Raw genomic sequence first — 18,524 nt, 5'->3', positions numbered from 1 at the left:
ATGGTAAAACAAAAGATTCTACTTGTTGATGGTATGGCCCTATTATTTCGCGGCTTCTTTGCCACAGCATTTAGAGGAAACTATATGAAAACGAGTAAAGGAATTCCGACAAATGGAGTATATCAATTTTTACGCTATTTCCTAGATGCAGTTAATACCTTTGAACCAACTCATGTCATTTGCTGCTGGGATATGGGAAGTAAAACGTTTCGCACAGAAATGTATGAAGGCTATAAAGCGAATCGTGATGAACCACCCGTAGAACTGATTCCACAATTTGATTTAGTAAAGGAAGTTGTAGATAGTTTCGATATGCCTAATATAGGAATGGAGAATTTTGAGGCTGATGATTGTATTGGTACGTTAGCACGCGCATATGCCATAGAGGATGAGGTAACCATTTTGACAGGAGACCAAGATATTCTACAGCTGGTAGATCATGGTATCCGTGTTGCTATCATGAAAAAAGGACAAGGAAATTACGAGATCTTTGATCATGGTAATTTCATAGCTAAAAAAGGCATTTCACCTAAGCAAATAATTGATCTAAAAGGATTGATGGGGGATGCTTCTGATAATTACCCTGGAGTTAAAGGGATTGGTGAAAAAACGGCATTAAAATTAATTCAAGAACATGGTTCAATCGATGATATATTAGCAAATATGGATAAGCTTCCAAAGGGGGTACAAACGAAGATTAATGCAAACCTGGACATGCTCCATTTGTCAAGGAAGCTTGCTGAAATCAAATGCGATGTACCGATTAGCTGTGGACTTGATGACGCTTTATGGAATTACGATAAAAAGAAAATTACAACTAAATTTCAGTCATTAGAATTTAAAAATCTGGAAAAGTTAGTGTAAGACACGTTGGCATCATTGACATTTCGGTATTTATGTGAAATCTGGCTAGTAACTTTTTCATTAAAGCACTATTACAGTTACGTTTACTTAAGGATAACTCACGAATACGTGGGTTATTTTTATTCCATTTTAGTTATAATAGCGTTTATGTAAAGAAATAATTCGGATTATATTTGAAATACTAAGAGTAATATAAGGAAAGGATGGAATCATCTCTTGTTTCATATAGAAAACGTGAAAGTAAATGGAATTATCGAAATAGATCATTTAAGCATTGAAGCAAATAAAGTAACCTGTATTATAGGAAAAAGTGGTAGTGGAAAATCAACGTTTCTTCGATTATTAAATCATTTAATTTCTCCAAACGAAGGTAATATTTACTTTAAAGGGAAGAACCTTTCAGAAATGGATCCCGTACAATTACGTCGATATATTACAATGGTACCGCAAACGCCTGTTATCTTTGATGGAACAGTTCGAGATAATTTACAAATCGGTCAAAAGTTATCCGGGCAACGTGTTTCTACTGATGAAGAATTAGACAGGTGCTTACATCAGCTGGATTTACATAAAACATTGGCAGCACAAGCAGGTGAATTATCGGGGGGAGAAAAACAGCGACTTGCTTTAGCGCGAGCAATGCTATTAGATGCTGAAGTTTTTTTATTGGACGAGCCATCATCAGCGCTGGATCACACAACAGCCTCCAAGGTCATACACGCTTTTGTTGACTTCATTAAAGCCACAAATAAAACCTTAATCATGATAACCCATGATTTAGCACTTGCTCAAGAGCTAGCGGATACAATGATTGATATGAATCGATTTAGTAAGTCTGTCGTTGCAGGAGGCGTGTCCAAATGAATGAGTCCAGTGCAATGGATTTAACACTGTGGCAGTTATTATTTGCCTATGTATTTATTGTTATATTATGGGTTATTGTGCGAGTTAAACGAATTCCTCGAGAGAAGATAATTATTATCTCAACATTACGCATGACAGTACAATTAATTTTAGTTGGATATTTACTAATGGTTGTTTTTGAACAGCCTCATCCGATCATAACATTGATTATTGTCTTATTCATGCTTGGATTTGCTATATATAATGTATACAAACGTGCGAGTGTAACCATTAGCCTTTCTATAAAGAAAACAATAGGATTAGCGATGTTTTTAGGTATCGTAATTAGCTTAATTTACTTCTTATTTGTCGTATTACAATTAGATCCTTGGTATGATCCACAATTCTTTATTCCAATTGGTGGGATGATTATCGGTAACGCAATGACAGGAATAACATTAGGTGTCAATCAGTTACTTATCGGAATTAAAGAGCAAAGAGAGAAGGTAGAAGGTGCTTTAATGTTAGGAGCTACACCAAAGGATGCTTCAGATTCCATTATTAATCAAGCATTCGATTCAGCAATGCTTCCAACCATTAACTCGATGGTAGGTATGGGAATCGTTTTTTTACCTGGAATGATGACTGGACAAATTATTGCTGGTGCATCTCCGGTTAGTGCAGTAAAATACCAGATTGCGATTATGCTGGGCGTGGCGGGTACCGTTTCTATTACGGTTGTAATCTTTTTACATTTAGCCTATAAGACATTTTTTAATCACCGTGCACAGCTAAAACCATTTAATGAATAAATAATATAGCATTATATGAGTCAAGTTTCATTTAGCAATTTTTGAATAAAGAAATTAATAAAAGCCGGAGCCTGCATTTATGCTTACAACTCCAGCTTTTATTTTTGTTTATAATTCAGTATTAATTTGAAAGGTCACACCAAATTTGTCGGTTACATCACCAAAGCCTGGGCTAAAAGGTTGCGCTGCAAAAGGCATATTGACTATACCATCTTGCTGTAGATTTTCAAAAAATCGTTTTGATTTTGCCACATCATTCGTTGTAATACAAATTGTTACTTGTTTGCCCTTTTCAACAGTGGAACCATCAGGCACATCTGAAAACATAAGCTCCGTCTCACCTACTTGTAAATTTGCGTGTGCCACCAGATCCTTTTGATCATCTGTAAATGTATTGGGTATGTCCGGCATATCTCCATAAGTAATAATGCTCAAGACCTTAGCATCGATTGCTTGCTCATAAAACTGTATTGCATCCTTTACATTACCTTCCATATTTAGATAAGGGCTAAGTTTCACTGTCATATAAGCAACTCCTTTATTTTTATTCTTTCATTGTAATATAAAAGTGATGCTTTAATTTCTTTTCGTTTGCTATATTAATACAAGAAATGAAATTAGAACCTTATTTTCATTATGCAGCTTCGTTTAAGGGAAGTCGATTTAACAGGTTAGCCGCAATTATAATAAATAGATAGTAGAGAGTAACCACCTTATAAGAAACAGATAAACAAGGATAAATATCCAAGCTACAAAGATCATACCTTTATGTATTGGCATGATCTTTTATCCATAACTCAAAATAATATAAACGACGTGCATAATAAATATAAAAGATATAAGGTTATCTTTTATTCAGGTTATCCGATAGGCAAAGTTGGAAAAATGGTTACAATCCCATTATAATATAATGGAATACCCTATTGTAGAAAACTTTTATTAGCCTTACGCATAATGAAGTAGAAAGACTTCGTCAAATAAACGTATATGTATACAAAGGTGGTTTTAATAACATGCGAGTCGTTAACAACGTTAGTGAACTTATAGGTAATACCCCTATGGTGAAATTAAATAAGGTCGTACCAAAAGGTGCAGCAGATGTGTATGTGAAATTGGAACAATATAATCCAAGTAGAAGTGTGAAGGATCGTGCTGCCTATAATATGATAAAAATCGCCGAAGAAAAAGGATTGATTCAACCAGGAGATACAATAATTGAACCAACCAGCGGAAACACTGGAATTGGTTTAGCTATGAATGCTGCCGCTAAAGGATATAAAGCGATCATTGTAATGCCAGATAATAGTACCGAGGAAAGAAGAAACATTTTACGTGCCTATGGTGCAGAAGTAGTCTTGACTCCAAGTGAAGAAAAAATGTCTGGTGCAATAAAAAAAGCATTAGAATTGCAAAAGGAAAATCCAGGGAGCTATATTCCTCAACAATTTGAAAACGAGGCTAATCCAGATATTCATCGAACAACTACGGCAATCGAAGTATTAGAACAAATGAATGATGAATTAGATGCATTTGTATGCACAGCAGGAACCGGGGGAACGGTAACAGGAACAGGGGAAGCATTAAAAGAAAAAATTTCTAATCTGCACATTGCCGTTGTGGAACCTAAAGGCTCACCAGTACTTTCAGGTGGGAAACCAGGTAAGCATAAATTAGTCGGAACAAGCCCTGGGTTTATTCCAGATATCTTGAATACAGATATCTATGATGAAATCTTACAAATCGCCGATGACGATGCCGTTTCGATGTTTAAGCAAATTGCTCAACAAGAAGGAATATTTATTGGTTTATCCGGTGCTGCAGCCGTACATGCAGCAATCCAAGTTGCTAAAAAGCTTGGAGAGAATAAGAAAGTAGTCTGTATAGCACCTGATTCAGGTGAGCGATATTTGAGCATGAACCTTTTTAACTAATTAAATATTTATAAAATCAGGAGAACTGGGATTTTTGCTTGCGTATCTATTGACATAAATACTTATCCCAGAATAACACGAAATACATTAATGGGGGAAACTTGTGTCAAAGAAGATTATTTTTTTAATAAGCAGTACATTCGTAACATGTGCAACGCTCGCTTTTATCGAACATGGTTTAACCATAAATTATACTATAAAAACAATTAGTAAGATCAGCTTATTTTTCTTGAATATATGGCTCTATAGTAAATTATTCCAAGGGTTCCGTTTTACTGACGTTCTAAGTATGAAGAAACTAAGTCGCCGGGACTGGCTTCATTTACTTTTATTAGGGACACTATCTGCAGGAATTGTATTATTTGCTTATTTAATGCTACAGCCATTCTTCGATATACGTGAAATAAAGCATGATTTAACAAATCGATTAGGTATCACAGCAACAGGGTTTATTTTTGTTGGTATTTACGTTACATTGATTAATTCATTATTAGAAGAATATTTTTTTCGTGGGTTTATTTTCTTTCAGCTTCCACGAAAGCTCGGTTACATTATTAGCCCGTTATTATTCGCCTCCTACCACATTCCCATGATTGCTTTATGGTTCAACAAGTTCTTAATTGCAGCATGCTTCATTGGTCTTTGGTTGATTGCGATCATTTTTCATAAAGTAAATGAAAAAAATAGAACCATATGGTTTTCATGGATTATTCACATTTGTGCTGATATTATGATCATTATCATAGGAATGACTTTATTTTTCTGATATACATTGAAGTGAAAAGGGGATTATGATGCGAGGCGATCGACTATTATCCATTCTTATACAACTACAAGCATACGGGCAGATTACTGCAAAGGAATTGGCGGAAAGACTTGAAGTATCTGAGCGAACCATCTATCGAGATATGGAGGCACTTAGCAGTTCAGGTATACCAGTAGTAGCTGAACGAGGACAAAATGGCGGATGGTCGTTATTGGAAAATTATCGTACTACATTGACAGGTTTAACAGAAGAAGAAATGCGCGCTTTATTTATTTCAACATCCCCACATCTACTAGAGGTTTTAGGATTATCAAAGACTTCTAAAAATGCAAGAAGTAAACTTATTGCCTCCATTCCGTCTATTTATCATAAAAATGCAGAAGAAATCTGGAATTGTATTCATATTGATACAAGTGGGTGGAGAAACCGACAAGAAAAAAATGCATACTTTGATGTGCTGAAACAGGCGATATGGAATTGCAATCAATTATTATTAGGTTATGAACGTCTGGATGGATCCTCTGGTCATCAACTAGTCAACCCGCTCGGACTAGTAGCAAAGGGGAGCAAATGGTACTTAGTTGCCTTGAAAAATGAGGATGCGTTTCGTAACTATCGTGTGTCTCGAATAACTTCTGCTGAAATCTTAGATGTGCAATTTAGTAGACCAAAAGACTTTCATCTCGCTAGCTATTGGGAAACATCGACAAAAGCTTTTATGGATACACTTCCTACATATGAGGTTTGTGTTGATGTAGATCCGTCCATTCTACCTAGACTAGCATTCACCAATCGGTTTATGAAGAAAATCGAAACGAAAAGCAATAAAAAAGGAGGCTGGATACGAGTAAAGCTTACATTTGATACAAAGGATGAAGCGGTTGGCTATATTTTGAGTTTTGCAGATAAAATAAAAGTAGTGGAGCCAGTAGATCTCAGTGATCAAATTATTCACCAAGCAAAAGCAATTATTTCCCTTTCCAAAAGCAAATAATCGGTTCAATAAACGCAATTTATTTCACGTGCTCCATATCAGAAAAAAACGGAATCTTACTCTGATTGAAAATAACTAAATCTAGCAGGAGAACAGAGAGAGTATAACGAAATAATAATGTGGAGGAGAGATATGTGTTTTTCAACAACCTGCATTATCGCTTTATATCACTTTTGGAATGATAGTATTGCTATTGTTACTAACTTTGGAAAATTATTAAAAAAAGAAATACATATCATTTACCTTCAAGTATTTTATTAACTCTACTCGTCTTTATACAACCTATTTATTGGCTTGGTTCGAGCGTTCCCTTTTAGCTTATATGTTTTTCATTCAAGCTAAAAATGTAGCTCTACGTATAGTCACAGGTGTACTGCTTATCCGGGGATTAACGCATCGGGACAACAAAATAAAGAAAAGGGGGCAAGCATCATGAAAGTGCAGTTAACACCAATGAATCAAGAAACATTCGATCATTACTATAAAAATTCAGTGAAAGAATATGCCAATCAACATGTTCAAGCAGGAAATTGGAAAGAGGAAGATGCTTTACAAAAAGCGGAAAATCAGTTTACAGATCTATTACCAGCAGGTTTAGAAACAAATAATCAGAAACTATTTTCTATCGTGCATAATGAACAAAATGTCGGCATCTTATGGATTCATATTCGAACAAACGGGCAGGAGAAACAAGCCTTTATTTATGACATACATTTGGATGATAATCAACAAGGAAGAGGACTAGGTAAAGCTACCATGGAGGCACTAGACGCTTATGCAATTTCGTATAACATTAAACAAATCGGATTACATGTTTTTGCTCATAATCATCGCGCCATTTCTCTTTATAAGAAAATGGGCTATCATATGACAGGTCACCATATGGCTAAACGAGTTGATATATAATCCTTTAAAAGGAAGGGCGGTATACATGTGACAAGCTTTCATAAAGGTTAGATTGTCAACCTTAACGGTGCTCCTCGATCAGGGAAGACAAGCATCGCTCAGGCTATGCAACGTAAATCACCAGAATTATGGATAAATATCGGAATGGATACATATATAAACATGACTCCAGAAAAAATTCTTCCTGGAATTGGTTTGCGTCCAGGTGGTGAACGTTCTGATCTTGAGCCAATGATTAAAAAATGTATATCACTATGCACCTATCGATTGCAATACATAGTCAAGCTGGAATAAATGTAAGAAGCAGTTATTAACCAAAAATAGCTAACAACTACAGCTTTCCCGCTATCGAAAACAGATGAGTAGAAACAGGAGATGAATAAGATTTGTCAAAAATAAATGTTAATACCTATCAAGATAAAATAAAGAACAATTTAAAATCGGATTGTGAAAATTGTTTTGGACTATGTTGTGTAGCATTACCGTTTGCAAAGTCAGCAGACTTTGCACGGAATAAAAATGCAGGGACACCTTGTTCCAATTTGCATTCAAATTTTAATTGCGCTATACATAAGACCTTACGAAACGAAGGGTTCCGCGGATGTTCTGTTTTTGAATGCTTTGGGGCGGGACAAAAGGTTTCACAACATACTTTCTCAGGAATTGATTGGAATTCTTCTGAAGTATTAGCTTCGCAAATGTTCACCGTATTCCCCATTATGCAACAGCTTCAGGAAATGCTATGGTATTTGTCACAAGCAATCGATATAGAACCTTCATTACCATTTAAAAGTGATCTAATAACTATGTTTACAGAAACGGAACAACTTACATTTTATGAGGCGAATGAAATATTAACAATAGATATACAAGCTCATCGTGATAAGGTTAATGATTTACTACAACAGACAAGTGCAATTATTCGTTCCAATGCGCAACGTAACTTTGGAATAGCACAAAAAAAGGATAAGCAAAGGGCTGATTTCATAAGGGCTAATTTTTATAAAGCAGATCTAAGAGGTGAAAACTTGCGAGGTGCTTTATTTATTGCTGCCGACCTCCGTGAAGCAGATTTAAGAGGATCTGATTTGATAGGTGCGGACTTAAGAGATGCAAATATACAAGGTACTAATTTAAGTGAAAGCTTATTTATCACTCAACCTCAGCTAAATGCAGCAAATGGCGATGCAAGTACAAAAATCCCTTCTTTTCTCCATCGACCAAGTCATTGGGAATATGAGATCGATCGTTAAGGTAACATATTCCGGTTAACGATCGATTTTCATAACAAGTCGGTTATTCATACTTCTTATAAACTAAAATGCTCTAAGCTTTTATCAACAATATCTTGGTTTATCCCAATGTACCGTAGCGTGATGTCAGGTGATGAATGATTAAAGATATCTTGCAATAAGGCTACATCTTTATTTACTGTATAATGCCAATAACCAAAAGTCTTCCTTAAACTGTGCGTGCCAAAATCCTTGATACCAACATTGTTAGCTGCACTACTTAAGATCTTATAAGCTTGTATCCGCTTAATAGGTAAGTCCGTTTTATGAGAAGGGAATAGATATTCCTCGTCGTGCTTACCTGTTATATAATCTGCTATAATTCCCCGTAATTCTGCTGGTAATAGGAATCTTTTACGATTCCTAGTTTTTGTTTCTTTCAAAACAATGTGTGTTTTTCCGCGAACATCATAAACACGTAATGGTAAAATATCGCTAATACGTAACCCTGTGTTGATACCCATGACGAACAAAAAATAATTACGATATGATTTCTTCTTTAACTCTTGCTTCATCGCTTCAATTTTTAATCGATCTCGAATTGGTTGAACCGTTTGCATGCCTTTACTAATTAAAGCATGGAAATCTGATTTAATTTCAGAGATTCGTCTTGGATCTCTGAGCTTTGATTTGTTTAAATCCTCGATCTTTCGGTTTAGTTCATATTCGCCATACTTTTCAAGAAGATAGATATGTTCCCCTTTTGTAAGAAAAACATAATCTCCAAACTTCATTTTCTCCATTGTGATTCCCCTCCTCTTAAATAGAAGTAATTTGAAGGACTCTCAGACGAAGCGAAATATACCTTTGCGACCAATCCCTTTATTCGCTTCCATGCAATCCTTTATTTATATCTTTTTTTTAGATAGATCCCTCAAATAATTACCATATATTTGAAGAACGTTTCCACTCGATATGTATAATTACATTTTTATACATAGGTTATATAAAAGGTTCATTAACTATTGTAACAAGCTTTCATTGATTTTCATAATGAAACAAAATATGTATTTTGTTTCATTACATAATTTTACGTGATTGAAAGAAACGTAAGCCTTGTAAGATCGTTTAAATAGTTACGTTACCATGTTATTATAGCTTGATTTATTTCATCAATAGCTACATGTTCAATTGACGCATCTGTTAATTGATATTTTTGTTTAAGCTTCAATATCCGCTCTACGCTTTGATCAATACGCATTTCAGTGATCTCATCCGCTTGTACTGCGTACTTAATTCCATTAATCACTGACTCAGCATTATCATAGTCGTGGCAAACAAGAATTAGATCACTACCTGCTTTAATCGATTGCACTGCAGCTTCGCCTATATCGTAATTATCTTGAATCGCTCCCATAGTCATATCATCTGCAACGACTACACCATTAAAATCTAACTCTTCTCGTAACAAACCAGATATGATCGTTTTTGACATGGAAGCAGGGGAATCATTATCATACGCTGTTACAAGTAGATGACCAACCATAACTGCATCTGCTCCTTTAGTAATCGCTCGTTGAAATGGCAGTAACTCTACCTGCATTAATCGAGATTTAGGATGATCAATCGTTGGCAACTGAATATGTGAATCGCTAGTTGTATCACCATGTCCGGGAAAGTGCTTGACAACAGAAATGACTTGTTCCGACTGCATCCCTTTCATTTGAGTAATTCCAAAATCACTTACTTTAGCCGGACTTGATCCAAAGGAACGATCGCCAATCACAGGATTATTTGAATTACTATCGATGTCCAGTACAGGAGCAAAGTTGATATTAAAGCCAAGTGAGGCAACCTTCATAGCAATTACTTGACCAGTATGATAAGTCCAATTCAAGTCGGCAGAATCACCAATCTCTCTACTAGCAGGTGTTGATAGGAACTCTTCTGGCATTCGCGAGACACGCCCGCCCTCTTCATCAATACCGATAAACAAAGAAGCAGGGTTGTTCGCATTACTCTTTTTTAAGTTATTAATTAGTTGCTTAGCCTGTTGAACGGATTCAAGGTTCTTCGTAAATAAAATTGCGCCACTAACATGTTGCTGTTGAATTAACTTCTTAATTCTCCTATCCATTGAGGTACTATCGACGCCAACCATTACAAGTTGTCCGATCTTCTCTTTTAAAGACATCTTGTCAATAGTTGCTTGAATGGGTGAATGAGGGGTTATCTTCTTGGTTATATCAATGGTATGTCCACTGTTTTCGAAAACAGTAGTAGGGGATACGCCCTTAACCTTGCTCCAATTATATGAGGTCAGCAACAATGCGAATAGCAAACATAGTCCAGTCGCCTTCAACAGAGAGTTGGATTTCATCCGTGTCATCCTCCTTTTAATCATTGCTATGATTAAACGAGCAAAAATAGTAATAGATGCTTTTAGTTTATGTACATTTCGCACTGCTATTTAGGAAATCTATATGCTAACAGCGATCTCTAACTACTTTTTCCCTAAATGTATAAAAATGAAGCTAACAACCATGTTAAATGTTAGGAGGTGGTTAACGATGGGAAAAGATCGTCAAGAAAAGAAGCTACGAGAGAGCGGACGCGTGGAATCAGATCGTGATGTAGGGCTACGTTATAAAGGCTCTACAAAAATGTCAAGTCCCGAAGAAGCTAGAAGATTAAATGATGGAAAAAAATAGCTGGAAATACAGCGACTTGAATCGATTATTCGTTATGAAATAGATAGGAACTCAACCCTATAATAAACATGATCCAAGATACAAAACGTATATATTTGCGATATCGGTTAAAAACGCGAGCTTACAATGTAATAGGTCGCGTTTTTTATGTACTATAGAAGTATAAGAAACGATTACGATTTGATGAATGAAAAAGATGAATAGACTAATGTATACTATAATAACAACTAGATGTATTCTTCTTATTCACAGCTTCTTTAGAATATATAAGGATGCCCCAATGTAATTGTCATTTTCATTTACTATACTTAACTTTCCAAGGGGATTATATTCCATATAAAAAATATCACATCGAATTATTAAGAAGTTTTTAGAATGCTTGCTATTCTTTATAGAGCCGAATACAACTACAGCAGCGTGAAATAAGGAAAGTTATTTATTACCGATACATACTTGAAATAAAAAAATGAAAAGGATACCTATTAATACAGGCATACTTGAATTTAGGCTGAAAAATACTTAAAAAACAACAAGAGAAGAAGGGGGTATATACATGTTGCCTAAACAATATTTTACGATTGGCGAGATGGCAAAACTACATCATATATCAGAATCTACGTTACGTTATTATGATGAAAAGGATATCTTTAAACCTAACATGGTTGATCAGCAAACAAATTATCGATATTATACGTTAGACCAATTTTCCATGCTTGATACAATAAAATTTTTAAGAAATTTAGATATTTCACTACAGGATATTAAGCATTTCATGGCCAATCGAACGCCAAATACGGTTTTACATATGTTAGAAAAACAGGCCCAACGCTTACAAGAACAGAAAAATAAGATTGAATTTATGCTAGAAAAAATGAATGATAAAGCAGAGATGATTAAACAATCACTGCAAGCTTCTCCGCGCTCAGTTTGGTTTACGACCATTCCTTTAAGACATATTATTTCAATGCCAGTAGCTCCAGATGCATCAGACGAAATGTTCGACTATTATATTAATTCATTGCAAAACCAGCTATTAATGAAAGATTTTTCTCTTTTCTCAGGAGACATAGGTATAACAATTAAACAAGATTCATTAAGCATTCAACAAACACCTCAAATCAATGATGTGTTCATTATACTTCATCATGTGCCTAATAACATGGAGGATCTATCAACAATAAGCGCTGAAAATTATGCATGCATACATCATATTGGACCATATGACAATATTACGGAGAGCTATGAGATCCTACTATTAGAAATCCAACAGCGCGGCTATGAAATCATAGGTAATGGAATTGAGTTAATGATCATTGACTTAGCTGTAACCGGAAACCAAGAAGAGTATGTAACGGAAATACAAATCCCAGTAAAAGCAAAGACTTAACACGTAACCTGTGTAAAGGGGAAAGGACCAAGCTAAGATCTCATTCACCAAGACTATCTATGAGGCCTAGAAGGAAATAGAGGAAACATGTTTTCACGACATAGAAATAACTAAATTTTTCAGTGATTTTATATATACCAAATGTTAAAATAAATGAAGATAATTATACAATTATAAGATTATAAATAGAAGGGAGTGATATAATTGCTATCATCTCAAAGACTATTATTTCGAAGATATGATAATAATGATTTTCCATTTCTGATGTCATTGTTAAGCGATCCAGCGGTTATCCAATTTATTGGGAATGGCAAGCCAAGAGATGAAAATGAGGGAAAGAAGTTTTTAAGTTGGATTTATCGTACGTATGAGTCTAATAAAAACATGGGCTTAATGGTATTAGTGAATAAAGCAGATAACACGCTGATCGGTCATGCGGGATTAGTTCCACAAACGATTGATGGTAAAGAGGAAATCGAAATAGGGTACTGGATATCTCGTGAGCACTGGGGGAAAGGATATGCAACAGAGGCAGCACATACATTATTAGAACATGGAACTAAACATCTACAGCATGAACGATTTATTGCTCTTATCCAACCTGATAATTTTGCCTCTCAACATGTAGCACAAAAAATAGGGATGTCATTAGATAAAAAGCTCGTATTGAACGGTCAGAACGTACATGTATATTCAAAGTACACATAACCATGCTGGGTGACGTTACTATCGCGTGAATGAAAGATGGTAACATCTAGGTATCACTGCCAACGTTGCTGATCAATGGATAGAAGCCAAAATTAACATTAATTGATAAAGTTAAGATGAAAGATAGCAATCGAGAAGAAATCCATAGTTCGTAATTATGTTAATCTTTTAGCTATCCTACTACATTTTCCTTAAAATTCTATACTAGAAGGGTGGTTCAGATGCGAAAATTAATCGCCCAAGAGTTAATGTCTCTTGATGGGTTCTTTGCCGGTTTACATGGAGAAGTGGATTGGCATCGTGTGGGTAATGAATACGAAGCGTATGCTCAAAATTTTTTAGAATCGTTAGATATGCTTTTATTTGGAAGAATAACGTATCAACATATGGCAAGCTACTGGCCTAGCGCTACCGGAAATATCGCTCGCCTTATGAATGCTCATACGAAGATTGTATTTTCCCATACACTACAGGAAGCGACCTGGGAAAATACGAGACTTATACAACGAAATGCGGAAAACGAAATCAGCAAGTTAAAACAAGAAGCTGGTAAAGATTTAGCAATATTAGGAAGTGCTGACTTCTCATCTAATATGTTAAATGCGGGATTAATTGACGAATATCACATTACCGTTGCACCAGTTGTTCTTGGAAAAGGTAAACCTTTATTCAAAGAAGTACAAGAAAGAGTCACTATGAAGCAAATACACACGCAAACACTTCAATCAGGACATGTACAGCTTTTTTATCAGGTTAAGAATAAATAGAGATTTTAAATGGAAAACATGCTATTACTATATCTTGAATGATCAAAGTAATAAGATAACCGTTAAAAAGTGTGTATGATGCGTACACACTTTTTTATAGTCTAGGAAAATGAAGGAAATGATAACATTTGCCCAAGTGGATAAAATATAGGCGTGTTGAGCTGCGTCCAGCTCTAGCGCCCTGAATCCCAGAAAACTAGGTGACTTCACAAATCGCCCTACGATAAGTCATGATCGGCTCGCAAGCTCACCGTGAGCTCTTAATATTCGTTGACTGGCTCCAGTCGCTACGTTTCTAATCGGACGCTTGCGCTTTTGTTCTGTACCATGTTTAGATAATAAAAAACTTCAGAAACTAATTCATAACAAAAATGAGGTGGTAGCTTGTTTTCTTATACGATGCCAATACAAACAGCGTTTATCATGTTTTTAGTTTTAGGTTTTTTACTTATCATTCCATGGTTAATTTATTGCTATAGAAAATATGGCTATTTAAGCATTTGGACATCTATTATCGTTTATTCCTTTATTTTTTATATGCTCTCAGCCTTGTTTCTAGTTTTATTGCCACTTCCAAGCACTCGAGATACCTGTGCATTTCAAGCACCGGATACCGTTTATTATTCCATTATTCCCTTTTATTTTGTTTGGGATATCGTACATGGCAGTGCGGTAATTTGGTCACAGCCAGCAACCTATATACAAATTATCAAGGAAAGTACGTTCTTACAAGCTGTTTTCAATTTTTTATTATTGCTTCCGCTTGGTGTCTATATAAGATATTATTTTCAAGAAAGGTACTATTGGAAACGTGCTCTCCTAATTGGTTTTACAACATCATTATTTTTCGAAGTTACGCAACTAACGGGTATTTACGGACTGTATACATGCCCTTATCGCATTTTTGATGTCGATGATCTTCTATTGAATAGTAGTGGTGCGCTTTTTGGTTTTCTTATCGGACCTGTAATTCTTGCTTTATTTCCGTCAAAGAAAAAGGTGTTAGCCAAAAAAGATAAAATACTTCGTAAAGACATCGTCTTACCTATTCCGCAGTTACTTGCTATATTTATTGATTTTCTATTAGTCCATATTAGTTGGGAAATTTTAACTGGTTTCTTTCTAACAGACCATCTAATAGAAGTCATTTATAAAACGTTGGCCTTTTTTGTGGTATTTTTTGTTGTACCCGTCTTTTGGAAAGGAAAAACAATTGGTACAACCGTGATGCGATATCGACTCATAGATAAGAAGAAGAGATATCCTGCTTGGCCGCTACTACTCAAGCGATTTATAGCACTCTATATACCATGGGTTATTTATCAGGGTTTAAAGGCTGTATCCCTGATTAACTTAGATATGGAATCTGCTTTCTATTATTATCATGTATGGATTAGCCTTGCTGCTTTCTTTTTCATGTTAATACTGTGGTTAGTTCTCTTTTGCCATATTCTAATGGTTGTTTTAAAGAAGGGAAAGCGCCTTTTTTACTTTGATGATGTTGCCGATGTAACACCAACAAAAAAACAAGAAATTTAAAAAAGAGGCTGAGACAAAAGAATGAAGAAACAATGAAGAACGAGCGATAATTAGTTGAAATTAATTATCGCTCGTTTTTAGAAAAATTAAATTAGCACCTGAAATAAGCGAGACTCCGGCGGGAACAGCACCAGTCCGAAGATCCACACTTGGTAACGTGTTTTTCTTTACCAAGTTAGCTGTGGCCGTGCTCGGAAAGCGCGTATATGTTCAGGGGGCGGCGATGATACTCCTATTGATAACATAATTATTCGTATTTTGAGTAAAGAAGTTGTGTTTTGTTCCAGCCTCTTTTTCATCTGAAGAAGTAAAGGTTTGGATATCTAATTTTAATAACGAACTGATATCATAAAGTGAAACTTCCTTTTTTACAATATCAAATAAGGATAAAAGTTATGAAGTAAAAAAATCAAATGTCATGAAGAGAGTGGAAAGTTTGATAACATGTTAGTAAGAGTCTAAGTCAGAAAGGGGAAGTGAATAATGAGTCAATCATTTGAAAAAAAGCTAGACCTTATTATTATCATTGGTTTAATCATAACTCTACCATTGCTTTCATTGGATCAGCAAGAACATTTCTTGCAAATTTATTTATTTACCATTCTGTTTATTATTACATACATTATCCGAAATTTTATTTTTCATGTTGATTTACATTCTCTTAAAGGAGGAATCATACTTTTTATCCAATTATTCATCGCTTTAGCTATTAATATTTATGACAATTCCTTCATTTCAGAAATATATTTACTAGTGCTAGTTGGTGAAGCAGCGATGCATCGAACAAAGCAATTTAGCATACCATTTACTTTTCTTGCGTACACATTCTTTGTTATAGGTAGATTTATTAATTATCCATCGTTTGAATCGTTACATTTTATTATCCCAAAAAGCTTAGAGTTTGTTTCATTTTTTGCACTTAGTTACTTAGCAAAAATTATAGTCAATCAAAAACAGCAATTAGCAAAGGCGTACGAGAGTATAAAAAAAGCTGCTTTGTCATTAGAGGAAAACACGCTATTTGCAGAAAGGACCAGAATTTCTAGAGAAATCCATGATACAATTGGACATACATTAACAACAACAATCATGGGTGTTAAGGCCAGTAACAAATTGATAGATCATGACAAGAAAAAAGCAAAGCAACTGTTAAATGACATTCAAATTCAACTTCAAAATGGTTTAAATGATGTGCGAAAATCAGTAAAACTGTTAAATAATCAGCAGTCTTTCATTGAATTTCTACCAAGTATAACTTCATTACTAGAAGATACTATTGATCAAACTGGTATTACTATTGATTATCATATCGATGCCCCTAACCTACACATCAGCCCTAAACAAGAACTAGTAATTTATCGTGCTCTCCAGGAAGGTTTGACGAATGGTATTCGTCATGGCCTAAGTACGCATTTTGAATTCTTGCTATATAAAGAAGATTCCAACACAATTTTTAAGTTAATAGATAATGGAAAAGGTTTTGATATAAAACAAGCAACTCTAGGTTTTGGATTAATCTCTATGCAAGAAAGAGTGCGAGAATTAAAAGGAGAATGGTTAATTACATCACTTCCTAATAATGGTGGTACAGAATTAATGATTAGTCTCCCATCCATATATCAATCTCAAAAATATGAAAACAAAAAATTGGGGTGATAAAGTGAAGCCTATTCATATTTTAATTGCTGACGATCAACCTATCTTTTGTGATGGACTTGCTGCTATTTTAGAAATTAATGACAATTTCCGAGTTATTGCAAAAGCTTACAATGGAAAAGAAGCGGTGGAAAAAGCAAAAGAATATCAGCCGGATATCGTGCTAATGGATATTAGAATGCCAAATAAGGGCGGACTTATTGCTACAAAAGAAATCAAACAAACCTATCCACATATAATTATCGTAATGCTAACAACATTTTCTAATGATGCGTACATTTTACAAGCAATTAAAAATGGTGCGAATGGTTATTTACTTAAAGATTCAGAGACTGATCAAATAATAAGATCCATTCGTGATAGCTTATCTGGTCAAATGATTATTCCTTCATCTGTACATTCCGTTTTAGTCGATCACTTAAATAATAATGATTATGACCAATCAACAGACTACCTATATTATCAATTAGCAGACAAAAATTTAGAATTCACTAAAACAGAATACCACATTTTGAAACTACTAATCTCCGGCAAAAAGAATAAGGAGATTGCGCAAGAATTATACTTATCCGTAGGTACTGTTAAAAATTATATTAGCCAAATTTATAAAAAGTTAGATGTACGTACGCGGACAGAAGCAATTTTATTACTAAAAGAATTATAATTAGTGCTTCATATTGTTGGATAATGAATGTTTGCGTAGAAACTGTCTGATCTCATCTTTCGTAATTCCGATATTCCTTGCAGTGATAATCAGCCAAAGCCATTCTATATCAAGATTTTCTCGCTTCTTTAACTGTTTCATTTTTTCAACTATCCTCCTCCGTTGTTCCTACTGATGTTTATTAGTTTAAAGAACAGGGAGGAGGTGTGGAAGATAACTATAGTCATGATTTTAGTCATAAAAGTCATTATTTAAAGAAGAAGAGCGAATATAGTAATATATGTCGGGATACTAAATTATGCGAACGATATTACTTAGAAATTTTGTACACTTCAATAATATTGACCTAAAAAGTCAAGCTCCTATACATCAAGACTTAACTCCAGTCAGACGAGGTGAAAAGATCAGATGTATTTAAACTACTTAATAGATTGACAATAATGTAATTAAAAGTAATTCATAAAGAACTAGTGACATTATTATCGGGGTGTAAGGGTCATATCCGTATTGACGATTTGAATTATCTATACTAAGGTATAAATGCCTCTTATCACAGCTAACAATAGTCCCTTCATAAACTTCTCCATCTATCGTTTGCACCCTAACTATCTTATTAACATGAAACCTGCATAAATTGTGTATTTGCTCACGAATCGATTGTAGGTGGGGGACAATGTTGGGGTCACCTCTATACAGAACTTGCATTTGTTGTGTATTACTAGGGGCTAGAAAGCTCAATGTTAT

Annotated in this window: 20 protein-coding genes; 16 read left to right on the top strand and 4 right to left on the bottom strand. The window is 34.8% G+C overall.

Annotation, left to right across the window (positions count from 1 at the left end):
* The 3 genes from JUJ52_RS17345 to JUJ52_RS17335 all read left to right on the top strand — a co-directional run bounded on the left by JUJ52_RS17345 (position 1) and on the right by JUJ52_RS17335 (position 2,519).
* Complete coding sequence (locus JUJ52_RS17345) at positions 1-864, top strand: 5'-3' exonuclease (RefSeq protein WP_205388558.1); 864 nt, start codon at positions 1-3, stop codon at positions 862-864.
* A gap of 216 nt (positions 865-1,080) precedes the next feature.
* Positions 1,081-1,728, top strand: a complete 648-nt coding sequence (locus JUJ52_RS17340; protein WP_228089054.1) for an ABC transporter ATP-binding protein — start codon at positions 1,081-1,083, stop codon at positions 1,726-1,728.
* Entirely contained in the window at positions 1,725-2,519 is a 795-nt protein-coding gene (locus tag JUJ52_RS17335) for an ABC transporter permease (RefSeq protein ID WP_026683181.1), read from the top strand. The genes JUJ52_RS17340 and JUJ52_RS17335 overlap by 4 nt, the downstream gene beginning before the upstream one ends.
* A gap of 108 nt (positions 2,520-2,627) precedes the next feature.
* On the opposite strand, the gene JUJ52_RS17330 is transcribed toward JUJ52_RS17335, so the two are convergent.
* Positions 2,628-3,044, bottom strand: coding sequence for a VOC family protein (locus JUJ52_RS17330; protein WP_166530301.1), 417 nt, complete (start codon positions 3,042-3,044; stop codon positions 2,628-2,630).
* A 488-nt stretch (positions 3,045-3,532) separates the two neighbouring features.
* Between JUJ52_RS17330 and cysK the strand changes: the two genes are divergently transcribed.
* The 6 genes from cysK (at position 3,533) to JUJ52_RS17300 (ending at position 8,369) form a co-directional block, all read left to right on the top strand.
* Positions 3,533-4,450 carry a cysteine synthase A gene (cysK, locus tag JUJ52_RS17325; protein ID WP_205388556.1) on the top strand — a complete coding sequence of 306 codons (918 nt, stop codon included), beginning with the start codon at positions 3,533-3,535 and terminating at the stop codon, positions 4,448-4,450.
* A gap of 103 nt (positions 4,451-4,553) precedes the next feature.
* The gene (locus JUJ52_RS23605) at positions 4,554-5,216 is read left to right on the top strand and encodes a CPBP family intramembrane glutamic endopeptidase (RefSeq protein ID WP_205388555.1); all 663 of its coding nucleotides are present in this window, start codon (positions 4,554-4,556) and stop codon (positions 5,214-5,216) included.
* 28 nt (positions 5,217-5,244) lie between these two features.
* The gene (locus JUJ52_RS17315; protein ID WP_205388554.1) at positions 5,245-6,210 is read left to right on the top strand and encodes a helix-turn-helix transcriptional regulator; all 966 of its coding nucleotides are present in this window, start codon (positions 5,245-5,247) and stop codon (positions 6,208-6,210) included.
* 432 nt (positions 6,211-6,642) lie between these two features.
* Positions 6,643-7,116 (top strand): GNAT family N-acetyltransferase, encoded by a 474-nt coding sequence (locus tag JUJ52_RS17310; RefSeq protein WP_034679307.1) that lies wholly within the window; start codon positions 6,643-6,645, stop codon positions 7,114-7,116.
* 51 nt (positions 7,117-7,167) lie between these two features.
* Entirely contained in the window at positions 7,168-7,410 is a 243-nt protein-coding gene (locus JUJ52_RS17305; RefSeq protein WP_205389765.1) for a phosphotransferase-like protein, read from the top strand.
* Between the two features lie 92 nt (positions 7,411-7,502).
* Complete coding sequence (locus JUJ52_RS17300; protein WP_166530300.1) at positions 7,503-8,369, top strand: pentapeptide repeat-containing protein; 867 nt, start codon at positions 7,503-7,505, stop codon at positions 8,367-8,369.
* Positions 8,370-8,425: 56 nt separating this feature from the next.
* On the opposite strand, the gene JUJ52_RS17295 is transcribed toward JUJ52_RS17300, so the two are convergent.
* Both JUJ52_RS17295 and nagZ read right to left on the bottom strand, forming a co-directional pair.
* The gene (locus JUJ52_RS17295; protein ID WP_026681983.1) at positions 8,426-8,968 is read right to left on the bottom strand and encodes a site-specific integrase; all 543 of its coding nucleotides are present in this window, start codon (positions 8,966-8,968) and stop codon (positions 8,426-8,428) included.
* 521 nt (positions 8,969-9,489) lie between these two features.
* A complete protein-coding gene (nagZ, locus tag JUJ52_RS17290; RefSeq protein WP_205388553.1) occupies positions 9,490-10,728 on the bottom strand; it encodes a beta-N-acetylhexosaminidase in 1,239 nt (412 codons plus the stop codon).
* A 190-nt stretch (positions 10,729-10,918) separates the two neighbouring features.
* On the opposite strand from nagZ, the gene JUJ52_RS17285 reads away from it, so the two are divergent.
* The 7 genes from JUJ52_RS17285 (at position 10,919) to JUJ52_RS17255 (ending at position 17,780) form a co-directional block, all read left to right on the top strand.
* Positions 10,919-11,059, top strand: a complete 141-nt coding sequence (locus JUJ52_RS17285; protein WP_080668712.1) for a YpzI family protein — start codon at positions 10,919-10,921, stop codon at positions 11,057-11,059.
* A 553-nt stretch (positions 11,060-11,612) separates the two neighbouring features.
* Positions 11,613-12,446 carry a MerR family transcriptional regulator gene (locus JUJ52_RS17280; protein WP_026681980.1) on the top strand — a complete coding sequence of 278 codons (834 nt, stop codon included), beginning with the start codon at positions 11,613-11,615 and terminating at the stop codon, positions 12,444-12,446.
* 204 nt (positions 12,447-12,650) lie between these two features.
* Positions 12,651-13,154: a GNAT family N-acetyltransferase gene (locus JUJ52_RS17275; RefSeq protein ID WP_205388552.1), complete on the top strand. Its 504-nt coding sequence runs from the start codon at positions 12,651-12,653 to the stop codon at positions 13,152-13,154.
* Between the two features lie 221 nt (positions 13,155-13,375).
* Positions 13,376-13,921: a dihydrofolate reductase family protein gene (locus JUJ52_RS17270; RefSeq protein ID WP_205388551.1), complete on the top strand. Its 546-nt coding sequence runs from the start codon at positions 13,376-13,378 to the stop codon at positions 13,919-13,921.
* 384 nt (positions 13,922-14,305) lie between these two features.
* Positions 14,306-15,460, top strand: a complete 1,155-nt coding sequence (locus tag JUJ52_RS17265) for a VanZ family protein (RefSeq protein WP_205388550.1) — start codon at positions 14,306-14,308, stop codon at positions 15,458-15,460.
* 483 nt (positions 15,461-15,943) lie between these two features.
* Complete coding sequence (locus tag JUJ52_RS17260; protein WP_205388549.1) at positions 15,944-17,116, top strand: sensor histidine kinase; 1,173 nt, start codon at positions 15,944-15,946, stop codon at positions 17,114-17,116.
* Between the two features lie 4 nt (positions 17,117-17,120).
* Positions 17,121-17,780 carry a response regulator transcription factor gene (locus JUJ52_RS17255; protein ID WP_228089053.1) on the top strand — a complete coding sequence of 220 codons (660 nt, stop codon included), beginning with the start codon at positions 17,121-17,123 and terminating at the stop codon, positions 17,778-17,780.
* On the opposite strand, the gene JUJ52_RS17250 is transcribed toward JUJ52_RS17255, so the two are convergent.
* Positions 17,781-17,921 carry an anti-repressor SinI family protein gene (locus JUJ52_RS17250; protein WP_080668711.1) on the bottom strand — a complete coding sequence of 47 codons (141 nt, stop codon included), beginning with the start codon at positions 17,919-17,921 and terminating at the stop codon, positions 17,781-17,783.
* Between the last annotated feature and the right edge of the window lie 603 nt (positions 17,922-18,524).

It is taken from the genome of Virgibacillus sp. AGTR, assembly GCF_016919725.2.
GTDB lineage: Bacteria > Bacillota > Bacilli > Bacillales > Amphibacillaceae > Virgibacillus > Virgibacillus salarius.
This window is presented reverse-complemented; position numbering and strand designations above follow the sequence as displayed.